General features: G+C 60.5%; 16 protein-coding genes and 1 pseudogene. 4 read left to right on the top strand and 13 right to left on the bottom strand.

Going from position 1 to position 17,377, the window contains the following annotated elements; genetic code table 11:
- Positions 1 to 4: 4 nt before the first annotated feature.
- The 6 genes and pseudogenes from AC1Q6Y_RS01940 to exbB all read right to left on the bottom strand — a co-directional run bounded on the left by AC1Q6Y_RS01940 (position 5) and on the right by exbB (position 6,945).
- Positions 5 to 1,416: pseudogene (locus tag AC1Q6Y_RS01940) on the bottom strand (aminoacyl-tRNA deacylase and HDOD domain-containing protein).
- A gap of 78 nt (positions 1,417 to 1,494) precedes the next feature.
- Entirely contained in the window at positions 1,495 to 3,570 is a 2,076-nt protein-coding gene (gene recG / locus AC1Q6Y_RS01935) for an ATP-dependent DNA helicase RecG (RefSeq protein ID WP_090452170.1), read from the bottom strand.
- 9 nt (positions 3,571 to 3,579) lie between these two features.
- Positions 3,580 to 4,509: a hydrogen peroxide-inducible genes activator gene (locus tag AC1Q6Y_RS01930; protein WP_008047093.1), complete on the bottom strand. Its 930-nt coding sequence runs from the start codon at positions 4,507 to 4,509 to the stop codon at positions 3,580 to 3,582.
- A 283-nt stretch (positions 4,510 to 4,792) separates the two neighbouring features.
- Complete coding sequence (locus AC1Q6Y_RS01925) at positions 4,793 to 5,542, bottom strand: energy transducer TonB family protein (RefSeq protein ID WP_015097375.1); 750 nt, start codon at positions 5,540 to 5,542, stop codon at positions 4,793 to 4,795.
- Positions 5,539 to 5,967 carry a TonB system transport protein ExbD gene (gene exbD, locus AC1Q6Y_RS01920; protein ID WP_057712735.1) on the bottom strand — a complete coding sequence of 143 codons (429 nt, stop codon included), beginning with the start codon at positions 5,965 to 5,967 and terminating at the stop codon, positions 5,539 to 5,541. The genes AC1Q6Y_RS01925 and exbD overlap by 4 nt, the downstream gene beginning before the upstream one ends.
- A gap of 6 nt (positions 5,968 to 5,973) precedes the next feature.
- The gene (gene exbB / locus AC1Q6Y_RS01915; protein ID WP_492623959.1) at positions 5,974 to 6,945 is read right to left on the bottom strand and encodes a tonB-system energizer ExbB; all 972 of its coding nucleotides are present in this window, start codon (positions 6,943 to 6,945) and stop codon (positions 5,974 to 5,976) included.
- A 188-nt stretch (positions 6,946 to 7,133) separates the two neighbouring features.
- Between exbB and AC1Q6Y_RS01910 the strand changes: the two genes are divergently transcribed.
- Positions 7,134 to 7,991 carry an SDR family oxidoreductase gene (locus tag AC1Q6Y_RS01910; RefSeq protein WP_150812725.1) on the top strand — a complete coding sequence of 286 codons (858 nt, stop codon included), beginning with the start codon at positions 7,134 to 7,136 and terminating at the stop codon, positions 7,989 to 7,991.
- A gap of 138 nt (positions 7,992 to 8,129) precedes the next feature.
- Here the strand turns inward: AC1Q6Y_RS01910 and AC1Q6Y_RS01905 are convergent, their stop codons facing one another.
- From AC1Q6Y_RS01905 to AC1Q6Y_RS01880, 6 genes are all read right to left on the bottom strand, one after another.
- Positions 8,130 to 8,870 (bottom strand): hypothetical protein, encoded by a 741-nt coding sequence (locus tag AC1Q6Y_RS01905; protein ID WP_492623958.1) that lies wholly within the window; start codon positions 8,868 to 8,870, stop codon positions 8,130 to 8,132.
- 67 nt (positions 8,871 to 8,937) lie between these two features.
- Complete coding sequence (locus AC1Q6Y_RS01900; RefSeq protein ID WP_003229509.1) at positions 8,938 to 9,318, bottom strand: RidA family protein; 381 nt, start codon at positions 9,316 to 9,318, stop codon at positions 8,938 to 8,940.
- Between the two features lie 24 nt (positions 9,319 to 9,342).
- Complete coding sequence (gene spoT, locus AC1Q6Y_RS01895; RefSeq protein WP_008047084.1) at positions 9,343 to 11,448, bottom strand: bifunctional GTP diphosphokinase/guanosine-3',5'-bis pyrophosphate 3'-pyrophosphohydrolase; 2,106 nt, start codon at positions 11,446 to 11,448, stop codon at positions 9,343 to 9,345.
- Between the two features lie 57 nt (positions 11,449 to 11,505).
- Positions 11,506 to 11,769, bottom strand: coding sequence for a DNA-directed RNA polymerase subunit omega (rpoZ, locus tag AC1Q6Y_RS01890; protein ID WP_007921129.1), 264 nt, complete (start codon positions 11,767 to 11,769; stop codon positions 11,506 to 11,508).
- Positions 11,770 to 11,936: 167 nt separating this feature from the next.
- A complete protein-coding gene (gmk, locus tag AC1Q6Y_RS01885; RefSeq protein ID WP_046038947.1) occupies positions 11,937 to 12,557 on the bottom strand; it encodes a guanylate kinase in 621 nt (206 codons plus the stop codon).
- 12 nt (positions 12,558 to 12,569) lie between these two features.
- Positions 12,570 to 13,433, bottom strand: coding sequence for a YicC/YloC family endoribonuclease (locus AC1Q6Y_RS01880; RefSeq protein ID WP_057712739.1), 864 nt, complete (start codon positions 13,431 to 13,433; stop codon positions 12,570 to 12,572).
- A 268-nt stretch (positions 13,434 to 13,701) separates the two neighbouring features.
- On the opposite strand from AC1Q6Y_RS01880, the gene rph reads away from it, so the two are divergent.
- The 3 genes from rph (at position 13,702) to gltS (ending at position 16,423) form a co-directional block, all read left to right on the top strand.
- Positions 13,702 to 14,424, top strand: coding sequence for a ribonuclease PH (gene rph / locus AC1Q6Y_RS01875; protein ID WP_007989575.1), 723 nt, complete (start codon positions 13,702 to 13,704; stop codon positions 14,422 to 14,424).
- Positions 14,425 to 14,452: 28 nt separating this feature from the next.
- Positions 14,453 to 14,821 (top strand): DUF4870 domain-containing protein, encoded by a 369-nt coding sequence (locus AC1Q6Y_RS01870; RefSeq protein ID WP_057712740.1) that lies wholly within the window; start codon positions 14,453 to 14,455, stop codon positions 14,819 to 14,821.
- A gap of 393 nt (positions 14,822 to 15,214) precedes the next feature.
- A complete protein-coding gene (gltS, locus tag AC1Q6Y_RS01865; protein ID WP_057712741.1) occupies positions 15,215 to 16,423 on the top strand; it encodes a sodium/glutamate symporter in 1,209 nt (402 codons plus the stop codon).
- Between the two features lie 107 nt (positions 16,424 to 16,530).
- On the opposite strand, the gene crc is transcribed toward gltS, so the two are convergent.
- On the bottom strand, positions 16,531 to 17,310 hold the full coding sequence (crc, locus tag AC1Q6Y_RS01860) for a catabolite repression control protein Crc (RefSeq protein WP_003229491.1): 780 nt from the start codon (positions 17,308 to 17,310) through the stop codon (positions 16,531 to 16,533).
- Positions 17,311 to 17,377: the final 67 nt, after the last annotated feature.

Below are 17,377 nucleotides of genomic sequence, written 5' to 3'. Positions count from 1 at the left end.
CTTTTCAGCCTTGAGTGAATTGCGATGCCAATTCGCGCAGCAGCATCTCGGCTTCCAGCACTTTGCTTACCACGTCGTTGGCTTTTTCGCGGCTCAGGCCGAGGCGTTCAAGCAGCGCGTCGGGGATGTCTTCGTCGGGGCCGGAGCCGATGTTACGGCTGCGCAGCAGGCGCACGGCCAGGCAGACCAGGTTCGGGTACTCGGCGTAGGCGCCGTCGTAGGCCGGGTCGTGCTGGAAGCGCAGCGCTGTGGACAGTTCTTCGGGCATGTCCCAGTGGCGCATCAGCCATGCGCCGATTTGTTCGCGGCTGATGCCCAGCAGGTGTTGCTCGATGTAGCTGTGGCACAGGTGCGGGTTGACCTCCAGGTGACGGCAGATCAGCGAGAAGTGCGGCGGGAACACATGGGCCAGCAGCAGGTAGCCGAAGTTGTGCAGCAGGCCGGCGAGGTAGGTCAGGCCGGCTTCCGGACGCTGGGCGCGCGGCATGGCGCGGGTCAGGCCTTCGATGACGGCGGCGGTGTAGATCGATTGCTGCCAGTACGGGGTGGAGTGTTGCGGGTGGTCCTTGGGCAGGCTCAGGGTTTTGCCCAGGGCCAGGCCCAGCGCCAGGTTGATCACCAGGTCGAAGCCCAGCACGCGCACGATGGCGTCTTCAACGGAGCGGATCTTGCCCGGCGAGGCGTAGTAGGGCGATGCCGCCCAGCTCACCACTTGTGCGGCCAGCGCCGGGTCGGTTTCGACCACGCCGGTGATGTCGTCGATGGTGGCGTTGGGGTCGACGCGCAGCTTGATGATTTTTTGCGCGGTTTCGGCCAGCGGCGGAATTTCGATGGTCGCTTCCAGACGCTGCTGGATACGCCGTGCGGTGAACGCCTGGACGGCCTGGGTGATTTCCTCGCGGTCGTCATCGGGGCGGTCGAGGTTGGGACGGATGCTGGTCAGGTTTTCGCCGAAGTTGGCGGCGCTGGCCTTGGTCAGCATGGTCGCCTTGAAGTCTTCGCTGGTGATTTCCAGCAGCACGCCCGGCTCACCGGAGTTGATCAGCAACTTCGGCTCGCGCAGCAGGCTTTCGTCATACAGGCACGGTGAACTGGTCAGCGCCGGCAAGCCCGGCAGCAAGCTGAGATTGTGCTTGCCGAGCATTTTTGTCAGGCGTTCGGTGGGTACGGCGGCGAGGCGGCGAGGCGGCGACCGGTGAGTTCGGTCAGGCGATTGAGGTCCAGCAATTGGCTCTGCGGGAACAGCACCATCAATACGCCAATGCTGTCATCCAGGAGAACAGCCTGCACTTTGCGCGCGGCATTGAGACCGTGACGGTCCAGCACTTCTTCGTAGGCAATGCCCAACTTGCCCAGCATCAGCCGAATAACCGACGGAGCGTGCGGGGTGTCGGGTGCGAAGGCAACGTCGGTCATGGTCTGTATCCGGACTTAAACAATTGCAGGAGTATAACCAGCTTGCTTGGGGCCACGCCTCAGAAACCGTGACGGTTGTCACACTTGGCCGTATTGTTGGCCATGACGCAGCCATCGATCGAGTAGCGGGCTGACGTGGGTCGGCCAGCGCTCGAGCAATGCCTGGGCGGCATCCCGCACGGCGGGCAGCAAATCGGCATCGCGCATCAGGTCGGCGACCTTGAACTGAAGTAAACCTGTCTGCCGGGTGCCGAGCATTTCGCCGGGGCCGCGCAGTTCCAGATCCTTTTCGGCGATGACGAAACCATCGTTGGTTTCACGCATGATGCCCAGGCGCTGGCGGCCGATCTGCGACAGCGGCGGATGGTAGAGCAGCACGCAATGGCTGACGGCGCTGCCCCGGCCGACGCGGCCGCGCAACTGGTGCAATTGCGCCAGGCCCAGGCGTTCAGGGTTCTCGATGATCATCAGGCTGGCGTTGGGCACGTCCACGCCGACTTCGATCACCGTGGTCGCGACCAGCAATTGCAGGTTTCCGGCCTTGAATTCGGCCATCACCGCGGCTTTTTCCGCAGGCTTCATGCGGCCGTGGATCAGCCCGACTTTCAGTTCGCCGAGGGCGGCGGTGAGGTCCTCAAAAGTGGTTTCCGCTGCCTGGCAGGTCAGCTCTTCCGACTCTTCGATCAGCGTGCACACCCAATAGGCCTGACGCCCTTCGGCGCAAGCGCTGCGCACTCGCTCGATGACTTCGACCCGCCGGGTGTCGGTGATAAGCACGGTGTTGACCGGGGTTCGGCCGGGGGGCAGTTCGTCGAGGATCGAGGTGTCGAGGTCGGCGTAGGCACTCATGGCCAGCGTGCGCGGAATCGGCGTAGCGGTCATGATCAGCTGATGCGGGCACATGCGCCCGCCGACGCCTTTCTGCCGCAGGGCCAGACGCTGCTGTACGCCGAAACGGTGCTGTTCGTCGATGATCACCAGTGCCAGGTTCTTGAATTGCACTTCGTCCTGGAACAGTGCGTGGGTGCCGACCACCATCGGCGTGCCGTTGGCGATTTGCTCCAGCGCGGCGACGCGGTTCTTGCCCTTGAGCTTGCCGGCCAGCCACGCAACTTCGATGCCCAGCGGTTCGAGCCAGCGCTTGAAGGTGATGAAGTGCTGCTCGGCGAGAATCTCGGTGGGCGCCATCAGCGCGACCTGATAACCGGCCTCCAGCGCTTGAAGTGCGGCAAGGGCGGCGACCACGGTTTTGCCGGCGCCGACATCGCCCTGGATCAGCCGTAGCATCGGTTCGTGCTGGCTGAGGTCATAGGCGATTTCGTTGCCGACCCGCTGCTGGGCACCGGTCGGGCTGAAGCCGAGGTTGGCCAGGTATTTGGCTGGCAGCTTGGTAGCTTTGGGCATCGCGGGCGCACGCAGGGCGCGCATGCTTTCACGAAGGCGCTGTTGCGACAGTTGATGGGTCAGCAGTTCTTCGAAAGCCAGACGGTGCTGTGCCCAGTGGTGACCGAGGGCCAGTTCATCGACGTCGGCATCGGCGGGCGGGTTGTGCAGGTAGCGGATCGCATCGGCCAGCGGCGCCAGTTGGTAGTCGCGGGCCAGTTCGCTCGGCAGCCAGTCGGGCAGGCTGCTGGGGCCGAGCAGGGTGAGGGTCTGCATGCACAACTGGCGCAAGCGCTGTTGGGTCAGGCCTTCGGTGAGCGGGTAGACCGGGGTCAGGGTTTCATCCACTGGCGGCGGTTCGTCGCCGGTGATGGCGCGGTATTCCGGGTGGTAGATCTCCAGCCCCGAAGCACCGGGCCGCGCTTCGCCGTAGCAGCGAATCCGCGTGCCGCGTTTGAGGCCTTCCTTTTGCGCGTTGCTGAAATGGTAGAAGCGCAGGCTCAAGCCCCCGGTGCCATCCTGCAACCGGACCACCAGGCTGCGCCGACGCCCCATGACCACATCGGCACCGCTGACAGTGCCTTCGATGACTGCATCCTGACCGGGCCGCAGTGCGCCGATCGGCACCACGCGAGTGCGGTCCTGATAACGCAGGGGCAGGTGAAACAACACGTCCTGGAGGTTTTCCAGGCCGACCTTGGCCAGTTTCTCGGCCATGGCTTCACCGACACCCTTGAGTGCCGTCACCGACACTTGCGACAACTCGCTCATGACCGTTGCTTAGCCCGCAGCGACTTGCGCCGCTGGCTTGGCGACCGAGCACAGGCGAATGGAGTCAGCGAGGATTTCAATCGCTTTCGGGCGCGGGAAACTGGCGCGCCAGGCAATGGCCACGGTGCGGAACGGTACGGGTGCCGACAACGGACGCACCTCGATCACGCCGGGGGCGTAGTGATGGCTGTCGACCGCCGACAACGGCAGGATCGAAATCCCGAGACCCGAGGCGACCATGTGGCGAATGGTTTCCAGGGAGCTGGATTCCACGGTGGTGTGCTTGGCGCCGTCGTTGCCTTTGGTCAGGGTCGGGCAGGCTTCCAATACCTGATCGCGGAAGCAGTGGCCTTCGCCGAGCAGCAACAGGCTCTTGTCGTTGAGCAGGCTGGCGTCGATGGATTCCTTTTGTGTCCACGGGTGCTGCGCCGGCATCAGCACGTAGAACGGCTCGTCGTAGAGCTGCAGGGTCAGAACGTCGGCTTCATTGAACGGCAGGGCGATGATGATCGCGTCGAGCTCGCCGTTGCGCAGTTTGTCGCGCAGCACGTGGGTGAAGTTTTCTTCGATGTACAACGGCATCTGCGGGGCGACCCGGTGCAGTTGTGGAATCAGATGCGGAAACAGGTACGGCCCAACGGTGTAGATCGCGCCGACTTTGAGTGGGGCGGTCAGCTGGTTCTTGCCGGCCTGGGCCAGTTCGCGGATGCCTTGGGCTTGTTCCAATACCTTTTGGGCCTGGGCCACGATGCCTTCGCCGACCGGCGTCAGGCGCACGGCGCTTTTGCTGCGCTCGAAAATCAGCACACCGAGTTCGTCTTCAAGCTTTTTCACACCCACCGACAGGGTCGGCTGGCTGACGTGGCAACGCTCGGCCGCGTGGCCGAAGTGCTGCTCTTGGGCGAGGGTAACGATGTAGCGTAATTCTGTGAGGGTCATAGCAAGCGTCCATGTAGTTGCGGGCCAAGCATACCGGCTGCAATCGATAGACGCACGTTATCAGACTGAGTGTGTCGAGTGACACCGGGTAATCCCAGTTTGCCGCTGGCAGATATGCAAAAGGCACCTTTCGGTGCCTTTTGGGCTTGGAACGCGAGCTTCCTGCTGGCAGAAATCTCTGTGGGAGCGAGCTTGCTCGCGATGAGGGCCCAGCATTCGACATCTGCGTTGAATGTTAGACCGCTATCGCGAGCAAGCTCGCTCCCACAGGGGCAGTACTGTTTTAACGGCGGCGTTTTTCCAGCGAATAAACAAACGGTGCAACGATTTCGATGGAGCCATTGGTCAGCATGTCGGCCGGTGGCTTGGGCAGCGGTTGGGCGCGACGGATCATTTCCAGAGTGGCCCGGTCCAGATCGGCAGTGCCTGAGGCGCCTACCAGCTCAAACGACAACACATTGCCTTCGGCATCCACGACGAAACGCAGACGGTTCATGCCTTCCTTGCCCCGCGCCTGGGCACTTGCAGGGTACTTTTTGTACTTCTGCAGGTGTGCCAACAGCGTGCCTTGCCAACTGGCCTTGGCCGCCAATTGAGCAGGCGATGGGCCCGGCGCAGGCTGGGCGGATTTCTCCGTTGGTGCCTGAGTCTGTTGCGTTTCGGCAGGCTTTTCCTCGGCCGGTTTTTCCTTCGGCGGTTCGGGTTTTTTCTCTACCGGCTTGGGTGGCTGCGGCTTTGGCTTTGGCTTGACGGGCTTGGGCACGGCAATTTCAGCTTTCGGCGCTTCAGCGAGCTTGGGTATCGGCAGTTCTTCAACCGGAGCCGGTGGCTGCGGCGGGGTGACGACCTTCGGCGGAGCAGGCGGTGGCGGGGCAGGAACCGGTGCCAGTTCGACCATCATTGCCTGAGGGGGCAATTCGATGGGCGGACGGGCGGACCAGTTCAACGCCAGCGCGATGGCCAGCGCGTGAACGCCCAGCACCACGGCCAGGCTACCGCTGTAACGCGTCAGCTTATGGCGCGTCGTGATCATTTCTTGGCTGCCGTCTCGAGTCCGACCAGACCTACCTTCAGGTAACCGGCGGAACGCAGGTTGTCCATCACGCTCATCAGATCGCCGTAATCCACGCCTTTGTCGGCCTGGAAGAAGATTGTCGTGTCTTTCTTGCCCTGGGTCTTGGCGTCGAGGGTGGCGCCGAGTGCGTCGGCCTTCACTTCGTCTTCACCAAGGAACAGGCGCTGGTCAGCCTTGACACTGAGGAACACCGGTTTCTCTGGCCGCGGAGCCGGCTTGGCGGTCGAGGCGGGCAGGTCGACCTTGATGTCCACGGTGGCCAGCGGGGCCGCCACCATGAAAATGATCAACAGCACCAACATCACGTCAATGAACGGCGTAACGTTGATTTCGTGGTTTTCGGACAGATCGTCGTCTGCCCCTTCTTTCAAATGCAGGCCCATGGCCGATTACCCCACTTTCACCATGTGCGGTTGCGAGCTGCGCTCAGGCTGGTGGTCGAGGTCGCGGCTGACCAGCAGCAGGACCTGTGCCGACGCATCGGACACCTGAGCCTTGTAACCGGCGATGGAGCGGGCAAAGACGTTGTAGATCACGACCGCAGGGATAGCTGCAACCAGGCCCAGCGCGGTAGCCAGCAAGGCTTCGGCGATACCGGGGGCGACGACGGCGAGGTTGGTGGTCTGGGTCTTGGCGATGCCGATGAAGCTGTTCATGATGCCCCACACGGTACCGAACAGGCCGACGAACGGCGCGGTGGAACCGATGGTGGCCAGCACGCCGGTGCCGCTGCTCATGTTGCGACCGCAGGCCGCGACCAGGCGCTCAAGACGGAAGCTGACGCGTTCCTTGATGCCTTCTTTCTCACGGCTGTTGACCGACAGGCGCATCTCTTCAAGGGCGTCATGTACCAGCAGGTTGGCCAGGGTGCCTTCCTTCGCCGCGGTGGCGCTGGCTTCCTTGAGGGAGGCGGATTTTTTCAGTTGGGCGATTTCGCCGCGCAGACGACGCTTGGCGCCCATCAGCTCAAGGCCCTTGGCGATCCAGATGGTCCAGGTGATGATCGAGGCGATGGCCAGGCCGATCATCACGATTTTCACGATGATGTCGGCGTTCTTGTACATGCCCCACGGCGACAGGTCGTGGGCCATGCCCAGGGTGTTGTCGGCTTCGAGGACTTCAGGGACGTCTTCACCCAACGCTTCTGTCGGTGCGGCCTGGGCAGGATCGGTCACGACCGGAGCAACGGCCGGGGCGGCGTGATCGGCCGGAGCAGGCGCGGTGGCGGCTGGTGTGGCTGGCGCCTGGGCATCGGCGAAAGCGGCGACTGGCGCGAGCATCAGGCTGAAGAACAGGGCGGCCACCGCGCTCCAGGCGCGAGGTCGTTTGGTTGGCGAAGCGGAGAGTTGATTGCGTGTCATGCTGGCCGGACCTGAGAGAAAAAACGGGTGATGTTCTTCCAGGCCTCGAAGGCCGAGAACAAAAGTGGGGAGGCATTATTGCAAGTAATTCTTGTTAACAGAAGTAATAGCGTCTCTTTTTTTCCTGCATTACTAGCCGCCTGTCTGTTGCCGGCGCTAGTCTGTGGCTTTCCGATGGGAGTTTTCTGATGTCTGCGCCTACTGTTTTGATCGCCGGCTGCGGTGATGTCGGCAGCCGCCTGGCCACACAATTGCTGGCGGCGGGATGGGAGGTCCATGGTCTGCGACGCGACGTTTCACGGCTGCCCAAGGGCGTCATCGGCGTGGCCGGTGACCTGTTCAACAAAGACTGCCCGGACACTTGGCCAATCGGCGCCGTGGATTACCTGGTGTATTGCGCGGCGGCCACCGATCACGACGAAGCCGGTTACCGCGCTGCGTATGTTCAGGGGCTGGAGCATGTGCTGGAGTGGCTGGACGACTACGGGCAGATGCCCAATCGCCTGTTGTTCGTTTCCAGCAGCAGTGTCTACGGTCAGCAGAATGGCGAATGGGTCGACGAGGCTTCACCGGCCGTGGCGGCGGGCTACTCCGGACGTGTGATGCTCGAAGCCGAGCAACTTGCCCTCAAGAGCGGCATTCCGGCCAGTATCGTGCGCCTGACCGGCATTTACGGTCCCGGCCGTGAATGGCTGCTGACCCAGGTGCGCCGGGGTTATCGCGTGGCGGTCGAGCCACCGTTGTATGCCAATCGGATTCATGCCGACGATGCCGCAGGGTTGATCGCGTGTCTGCTTGAGGCGGATCGGCGTGGGGTGGCGCTGGATGATGTCTACATCGGCGTCGATGATGCGCCGGCAGCGCTGGCCGATGTGGTGGGCTGGTTGCGCGAATATCTGGGTGTGACCGAATGGGCCGATGACGACAGCGTGCGTCGCACTGGCAGCAAGCGCTGCAGCAATGCGCGGGCCAAAGCGTTGGGCTGGACGCCGAAGTATCCGAGTTTTCGCGAGGGGTATGCGGCGATCATTGAAGGGCGCTGCTGACTTCCAGGCACCGTAAACACCTGTGGGAGCGAGCTTGCTCGCGATGGCGGCATAACAGTCAACGATAATGTTGGATGTTATGGCCTCATCGCGAGCAAGCTCGCTCCCACAGTGTTTCGTGGTGCTTTCAAGGGACGCTTATTGCTTCTCCAGCAACCACTTGCGATCACCCGGCGTGTATTGAGGCATCTCGTCCGCCTGCGCCGTGTTCACGGTCTGGAAAATCTCCAGCTCTTTGCCCTTGCGCGCAAAGATCCAGGCGTTGCCCTGGCCATTGAGTTGCAGCCACATGTTGTCATTGCCGCCGCTCATGGATGCGCAATCGCCGGCCAGGCACAACGCATAACGGTCGCTGCCCGGCAGGCCGGTCACCTGGCCGTCGGCCTGGAATTGAACCGTGTTGCCTTCGCCCGGGCCGTTGACGATTGTCCAGCCGCCGCCCATGTAGGCTGAATACAGGGCGCGTTCGAAGGTGGCACCCATCGGTGCGCCATCCGGTACCTGGATCTGTACGCGGTCGAAGACTTGCTCAGGCTCATTGTCGCTGGCGGACTGGCTCAGTTGCTTGCCGTCACGCTTCAGTTCACTGGCCGAGCTGCCATAAAAGTCGACTTTCCAGGCGCCGGACTCTTCACCCAGCAGCTTGCCATCGACATTTTCAAAACCGTTGGTGTAGCGGGCCTGACCGGCCTTGGTGTTGATGTCCCATTCCAGGTTCGGGCCATAGGCCTGGAGCGCTTCACGCAGGGGGACGCCTTTGGCGGCAGCATCGATCGCCACCTGGTTGATCCAGGTGCCGCTGATGTCACGGTTGGCAGGGTTGCTGGCACATCCGCCCAGGAACAGGGCAAGCAGCGAGAGAACAAGCGCGTTGCGCATGGTGGAATCCTTTCAAGCTTTCTTTACAGCAGAGCAGTCGGCGCAGCCCGAGGCTGCGCCGTACGCATTACTCGATGACCAGGATGGCATCCATTTCGACTTGCGAACCCTTTGGCAGGGCGGCTACGCCGATGGCGGCGCGTGCAGGGTAAGGCTGGTCGAAGTACTTGCCCATGATCTCGTTGACCTTGGCGAAGTGGCTCAGGTCGGTGAGGAAGATGTTCAGCTTGACGATGTCCTTGAACGAACCGCCGGCAGCTTCAGCCACGGCCTTGAGGTTCTCGAATACCTGGACGGTCTGGGCTTCGAAGCCTTCAACCAGTTCCATGGTTTTTGGGTCCAGGGGAATCTGACCCGACATGTAAACGGTGTTGCCAGCCTTGATCGCCTGGGAGTAAGTACCGATGGCGGCCGGGGCCTTGTCGCTGGTGATAACAGTCTTGGTCATGTAGGACTCCTTGTAATTAGGGGCTTAGGCGCGCATGCGGGTGATGCGAATCACCCCGGTCAAGGCGCGCAGTTTCTTGATCACGCGGGCCAGGTGCACGCGGTCGTGCACGCTGACCACCAACTGGACCACGCTGATGCGACCATCGCGTTCATCCATGCTGATTTTCTCGATGTTGCCGTCGGCGGCGTTGACGCTGCTGGCCAGCAGGGCGATCAGGCCGCGCTGGTGCTCCAGCTCGACGCGAAGCTCGACGTTGAATTCGCCGGTGACATCCTTGGCCCACGAGAGCTGGATGCATTTTTCCGGGTTGTGGCGGATTTCGCTGATATTTCGGCAGTTGTCCAGGTGCACGACCATGCCTTTGCCCGCGGACAGGTGGCCGACAATCGGGTCGCCCGGGATCGGGGTGCAACACTTGGCGTAGCTGAGCACCAGGCCTTCGGTGCCGCGAATCGCCAGCGGGCCTTCAGGGCTTGGCAACTGTTCGCCTTCGCCCAGCAACCGGCGGGCCACGACATAGGCCATGCGATTGCCCAGGCCGATATCTTCCAGCAGGTCTTCGATCAGTTCCAGGCGGTACTCGACCAGCATGGCCTTGACGCGCTCGGCCGGGATTTTCTCCAGCGAGCTGTCGAAGCCGTTGAGGACCTTGTTCAGCAGGCGCTCGCCGAGGCTGATGGATTCGGAGCGGCGTTGCAGCTTCAGTGCGTGGCGTATGTGTGTGCGCGCCTTGCCGGTGACCACGAAGTTGAGCCAGGCCGGGTTCGGCCGTGCGCCGGGAGCGCTGACGATCTCGACCGTGGAGCCGCTTTGCAGCGGTTCGGACAGCGGCGCGAGTCGACGGTTGATCCGGCAGGCGATGCAGCTGTTGCCGACGTCGGTGTGCACCGCATAAGCGAAGTCGACCGCCGTGGAGCCCTTGGGCAGCTCCATGATCCGGCCTTTGGGCGTGAACACGTAGACCTCGTCCGGGAACAGGTCGATCTTCACGCTTTCGATGAATTCCAGCGAGTTGCCGGCGCGTTGCTGCATTTCCAGCACGCCCTTGACCCACTGGCGGGCGCGGGCATGGGTGCCTTTTGGCTGCTCGTCGCCGCTGGATTTGTACAGCCAATGGGCGGCGATGCCGTTGTTGGCCATCTCCTCCATTTCACGGGTTCGGATCTGGATCTCGATCGGAACACCGTGCATGCCGAACAGCGTGGTGTGCAGTGACTGATAGCCGTTGGCCTTGGGGATCGCGATGTAATCCTTGAAGCGTCCCGGCAGCGGTTTATATAAGTTATGTACAGCACCCAGCACGCGGTAGCAGGTATCGACCTTGTCGACGATGATCCGGAACGCGTAGACGTCCATGATCTCGTTGAAGGCCCGACGCTTGCCGCGCATTTTCTTGTAGATGCCGTAGAGGTGTTTCTGGCGACCGCTGACCTCGCCCTGGATGCCATCGATGGCCAGGCAGTGGCTTAAGGATTCTTCGATCTTGTTGACGATTTCCTTGCGGTTGCCCCGGGCGCGTTTGACGGCCTGGTAGATCCGCGCGGAACGCATCGGGTGCATGGCCTTGAAACCGAGGTCTTCGAACTCTATGCGGATGGCGTGCATGCCCAGCCGGTTGGCGATGGGCGCATAGATTTCCAGGGTTTCCTTGGCGATGCGCCGGCGTTTTTCGCCGGACAGCACTTCCAGCGTGCGCATGTTGTGCAGGCGGTCGGCCAGCTTGACCAGGATCACGCGAATGTCGCGAGCCATGGCCATGGCCATTTTCTGGAAGTTTTCGGCTTGGGCTTCGGCCTTGGTCTCGAAGTTCATCTGGGTCAGTTTGCTGACCCCGTCGACCAGTTCGGCCACGGTTTCGCCGAACTGCGCTTGCAGCGCTTCCTTGGCAATACCGGTGTCTTCGATCACGTCATGCAGCATCGCGGCCATCAGGCTCTGATGGTCCATGTGCATGTCGGCAAGAATATTCGCAACCGCGAGTGGGTGCGTGACGTACGCCTCGCCGCTACGGCGGCGTTGGCCGTCGTGGGCTTGTTCGGCGTAGAAATACGCTCGGCGGACCAGGTTGACCTGGTCCTTGCCGAGGTAGGTCGATAAGCGATCGGCGAGGGCGTCTATGCTCGGCATGATGTCTCCTGCCGTAAGCTTTTATCCCGCGCCGTGCTACGTCGACCAGGCATAGGCTTAGACGGCCTCGTTGGACTCGTCCTCGAATGCAGCAAAAAGCGGTTCATCTTCAACGATTTCGGCTTCGGCGATAGCTGCGTAGTCGATCAGGCCTTCAGCGATTTCGCGCAGGGCAACGACGGTAGGCTTGTCGTTTTCCCATGCTACTTTCGGCTCTTTGCCGCCGGTGGCCAGTTGACGGGCACGCTTGGTAGAGAGCATGACCAGCTCAAAGCGGTTATCCACGTGTTCTAGGCAGTCTTCAACGGTTACGCGGGCCATGGTCTTCCTCGTAGCAAATGCAATATGCGCGCTGCCCGGATGGGCGAGCGGACTCGACAGTTTAAAAAATCACCAGCGTTTAGGGAAGCGCTGATTTTTTGACCAAGCCCTTCAACGCGCTGCAAGTACCAATGTAAAGCCCTTGCAGCGGTTTTGGGAAGAGCTGATTAACCGAGCAATTCAGCCAGCAATTTGCCGTGACGCTGTTGCTGACGCTTTTGAATCAGCTGATTGGCGCGGAAAATCGCCTTCAGGTCGTGCAGCGCGTGGGCGAAATCGTCGTTGATGATCAGGTAGTCGTAGTCGACGTAGTGGCTCATTTCGCTGACGGCTTCACGCATCCGGCCGTCGATGACTTCGTCACTGTCCTGGCCGCGATTGGTCAGGCGCTGGTGCAGGGCCTGCAATGACGGCGGCAGAATGAAGATCGAGCGGGCCTGAGGCATCAGCTTGCGCACTTGCTCGGCACCTTGCCAGTCGATTTCCAGAATCAGGTCGTGGCCTTCGTCCAGGGTTTGTTGCAGGTGGCTTTGCGAAGTGCCGTAGAGGTTGCCGAACACTTCGGCGCGCTCAAGGAAGTCCCCGTGCTCGATCATCTTCACGAACTCGCTGCGGTCGACGAAGTGATAGTTCACGCCATTCACTTCACCGGGGCGCATGGCGCGGGTGGTGTGGGAGACCGAGACGCGGATCTCCGGATTTGCGTCGGTCAGAGCCTTGACCAGACTGCTCTTGCCCGCGCCCGAAGGAGCGGAAATGATGTACAGGGTGCCGGTGCTGTGTGTCATGTCGGGGTAGCCTTACTCAATATTCTGCACTTGTTCGCGCATCTGCTCGATCAACACCTTGAGGTTGACCGCAGCCTGGGTACTGCGCGGGTCGAAGGCTTTGGAGCCCAGTGTATTGGCTTCGCGGTTGAGTTCCTGCATCAGGAAGTCCAGGCGCCGACCGGCGGCACCGCCGGATTTGAGCACCCGGCGAACTTCGATGATGTGAGTGCTCAGGCGATCCAGTTCTTCGGCGACGTCACTTTTTTGCGCGAGCATGACCATTTCCTGCTCCAGGCGCTGCGGATCCATCTCGGCCTTCATGTCGGCGAAACGGTCGAGGACTTTCTGGCGCTGGGTGGCGAGCATTTGCGGGACCAGTTCGCGCAAGGTCACCACGTCTTCTTCGATGGCGCTCAGGCGCTCGTTGATCAGTCGCGCCAGCTCCGCGCCTTCGCGCTCGCGGCCGGCCTTCAGCTCCTTGAGGCCCTGATTGAACAGTGCCAGCGCTTCGGCGTTCAAGGCTTGCGGGTCGGTGGCGTCGCCTACCAGTACGCCGGGCCAGGCAAGGACTTCCAGCGGGTTCAGCGCTGCCGGGTTCTTGATCAGGCTGGCGATGGTCTCGGCGGCGGCGACCAGTTGCGCGGCGCGCTCCTGATCGATTTGCAGCGCCTTGCCGGTATTTTCTTCGGTGAAGCGCAGGGTGCATTCAAGCTTGCCCCGCGATACACCCTGGCGCAGGGCTTCACGAACAGCGCCCTCGAGGTCGCGAAAGGACTCCGGCAGGCGCAGGTGGGGTTCCAGGTAGCGGCTGTTGACCGAGCGCAGTTCCCAGCTCAGGGTGCCCTGGACGCCGGCTTTCTCGACGCGGGCGAAGGCGGTCATGCTGTGCACCATGGAGGTACCTCGCAAGGCAGATCGGCACAGAACCGAGGTTCCGGGAATCCGATATCAATGAATTAAAGCCGACTGGCAGCAAAGGCGCAGGATTGTAGCGCAGTGGCGCGGATGCGCCCAAACACACAGTGTGACAAAGAGCGGCAGGCCTGCACCGGCGCGCGGTACAGAGCCCTCGGTCGTCGGCGGATTTTTTTAGAAGTGCCCAGTGGCGGCCGTCGGCTCTATAATGCTCCGCAGTTTTCCGTCCCCAGTACAGGTACTCCCTATGATACGTCCAAGTGGTCGCGCTGCCGATCAGCTCCGCTCGATCCGCATCACCCGCAACTACACCAAGCACGCCGAGGGTTCTGTGCTGGTCGAATTCGGTGATACCAAGGTCATCTGCACCGTCAGCGTTGAACCGGGCGTACCGCGTTTCCTGAAAGGCCAGGGCCAGGGTTGGTTGACTGCCGAGTACGGCATGCTGCCGCGTGCTACCGGCGAGCGTAACCAGCGTGAAGCCAGCCGTGGCAAGCAAGGCGGTCGCACCCTGGAAATCCAGCGTCTGATCGGTCGCTCCCTGCGCGCTGCGCTGGACATGTCCAAGCTGGGTGACGTCACCCTGTACGTCGACTGCGATGTGATCCAGGCCGATGGCGGCACCCGCACGGCTTCGATTACCGGTTCCATGGTTGCGCTGATCGATGCCTTGAAAGTGATCAAGAAGCGTGGTGGCCTGAAGGGCGGCGACCCGGTCAAACAGATGATCGCCGCTGTATCCGTGGGCATGTACAAGGGTGAACCGGTGCTCGACCTCGATTACCTGGAAGACTCGGCCGCCGAGACTGACCTGAACGTGGTAATGACCAGCGCTGGCGGCTTCATCGAAGTCCAGGGTACTGCCGAAGGCGCGCCGTTCCAGCCTGAAGAGCTGAACGCCATGCTCGAACTGGCCAAGAAAGGCATGAACGAGATCTTCGAACTGCAAAAGGCCGCCCTGGCCGACTGACCGGGCTGCTCCAGACAAGGAGGACACCATGAGTGACGAGCAACTGCCGCTGCCCACGCCGAGCCAAGAGGCGCGTCAGTGGGCCATGTTTTGCCACTTGTCCGCCTTGCTGGGGATCTGGATTCCGTTCGGTACGATCATCGGCCCGCTGATTCTCTGGCAGATCAAGCGCGAGATGGACCCGTTCATTGATGCCCAGGGCAAGGAAGCACTGAATTTTCAGATAACCGTGGCGATCGCTTCGGCTATCTGCTTCTTGCTGATGCTGGTGATTATCGGGTTCTTCCTGTTTGGCCTGATCGCGATCGGTGCGCTGGTGCTAACGATCATTGCCGGGGTGAAGGCCAATGAAGGGCAGCCTTATCGGTATCCGTTCACATGGCGGTTGATCAAGTAAGCCAAGACACTGCTGTTGTTTGACGCACACTTCAGCGTAATTCAAAACAAATGCCCCGACATGTCGGGGCATTTGTTTTTTTGCAATCAGATTAATCTCTATTATTGCGTGCTTGGTCGCTCGCTATTCAAACTAAGTTAATTCGTGCGCATAATATTTTTTACACGTTTAGACACAAACTGCAAAGCTCAGTGCCGCTTGTATGCTTGGCAATTGGACTTGGCGGTTGATAAGGTTGCCCCGAGTAATATTTATCAAGAAATATTTCGATATATTCAGACCATTGACGGCTCCTGAATCTAATACCAATCAGTGTTGAGATCCATCAACCTGTTCAAGAGGCGTGTCCAGGTAAAAAGTTCGCCCCTGAATATATAAGCAAGAATATCCAGAATGCTTCAGCTCGATTTTTATGGAACATTAGTAGCAGCCTCTTTAGTACTTTTGCTGGGGCGCGGACTTGTCACGCGTGTCGGTTTTTTACGCGCCTACAATATCCCCGAACCTGTAGCGGGTGGCCTGGTGGTTGCCTTGGTTCTCCTGGCTTTGCGCGGCATTGATGTTGAGGTCCGGTTCGACACCTCATTGCAGACACCCTTGATGTTGGCGTTTTTCGCCACCATTGGCTTGAGTGCAGATTTCGCCAGCCTGAAGAAGGGCGGGCGGGTGGTGGGTGTTTTCATACTGGCGGTCACCGGGCTTTTACTGGTCCAGAATGCCATGGGTATCGGTCTTGCGAGTCTCTTGGGGCTCGATCCCTTGATGGGCCTGCTGACAGGCTCGGTTACGTTGGCCGGCGGTCACGGTACGGGTGCTGCATGGGGGGCTACGTTCAGTGAGAAGTACGGTCTGGCATCTGCCTCCGAGCTTGCGATGGCCTCTGCGACGTTTGGATTGGTGCTGGGCGGATTGATCGGTGGGCCAGTTGCTCGCCACCTCATCAAGCGCGTACAAGTACCCGGCTGCGTTGATCAAGAAAAACCACGGGTGCCAAAAGGCTTTGAACAGCCAAACAAAGAGCGCTCGATCACACCCTTTTCGTTTATCGAGACGCTCGCGCTGATCGCCGTCAGCCTGCTGGCAGGTACTCTTCTGAACGAGATGCTCCACGGAAGCGCATTCGAGTTGCCGACGTTCGTTTGTGTCTTGTTCGTGGGTGTACTTTTGCGAAACGGGCTTTCAGCGCTTGGCTTGTATCAAGTGTTTGAGCGTGAAGTCTCCGTGCTTGGGAATGTCAGCTTGTCGCTGTTTCTGGCAATTGCTCTCATGTCACTCAAACTCTGGGATCTGGCCGCATTGGCTTTGCCGATCTTCATCATCCTGGCGGCGCAAACGCTGGTCATGGCGCTGTTTGCGATTTTCGTGACGTTCAGGGTCATGGGTAGTAACTACGATGCGGCTGTACTGGCGGCAGGACACTGCGGTTTTGGACTGGGGGCCACGCCAACTGCCATCGCTAACATGCAAGCGGTGACGCAGCGCTACGGGCCTTCGCAGATAGCGTTCCTGGTGGTGCCCATGGTGGGCGCTTTCTTCATCGACATCATTAATGTCATTGTGATCAAGTTGTATCTCGCTCTGCCGTTTTTCGCCGCGGCTTGAAGTTCTGGTCGATGGGAACCTCTGGATAGAGTGCATAAAAAAATGCCCGTATCTTGCGATACGGGCATTTTTTCGACCATCCGTCATACTGCTCAGTGAAAAATCACTTAGATCGTCAGCGTCCAGTCGTAGTCCACGATCAGCGGCGCGTGTTGCGAGAACCGCGGCTGGCGTGGCAGGCGTGCGCTGCGTACGAAGCGGCGCAGGCCAGGGGTCAGCAACTGATAGTCGAAGCGCCAACCGAGGTTGAGCATCTCCGCCTGTTCGTTGTCCGGCCACCAGCTGTACTGGTCGCCTTCCCGGCTGACTTCCCGCAGGGCGTCGACATAACCCATGTTGCCGACAATCTCGTCCATCCAGGCACGTTCAGGTGCCAGGAAGCCCGGAGATTGCTGGCTGTCGCGCCAGTTCTTGATGTCGAGCTTCTGCTGCGCCACGTACAGCGAGCCACAATAAATGTACTCGCGGCGTTTGCGCCGCTGCTTGTCCAGGTACTTGCCGAAGTCGTCCATGAGCTTGAACTTCTGGTTCAAGTCCTCATCGCCGTTCATCCCCGAAGGAAGCAGCAAGGTGGCAATACTGACTTTGTCGAAATCTGCTTGCAGGTAGCGCCCGTAGCGGTCGGCCGTCTCGAAACCGAGACCGCTGATGACAGCCTTCGGTTGCAGCCGCGAATACAAAGCCACGCCGCCTTGGGCAGGGACTTCAGCATCGCAGGCATAAAGGAAGTAGCCATCCAGTTGGAAGGCTGGGTCATCCAGTTCAAAGGCGGAGGCACGGGTGTCCTGCAGGCAGATGACGTCGGCATTCTGTGCTTGCAGCCAACTGAGCAAACCACGCTCGACTGCAGCCTGAATACCATTGACGTTCACACTGATGATCCGCATAAATGGCCCCAAAAATCGCGTGCGTGTATGATACACGGCGTCAAGCTAATTAGCTAAATCCGTGGTA

The sequence above is a fragment of the Pseudomonas sp. GW823-FHT06E10 genome, assembly GCF_058794995.1.
The sequence above is the reverse complement of the archived record's forward strand: the minus strand, read 5'-3'. Positions and strand labels throughout refer to the sequence as shown.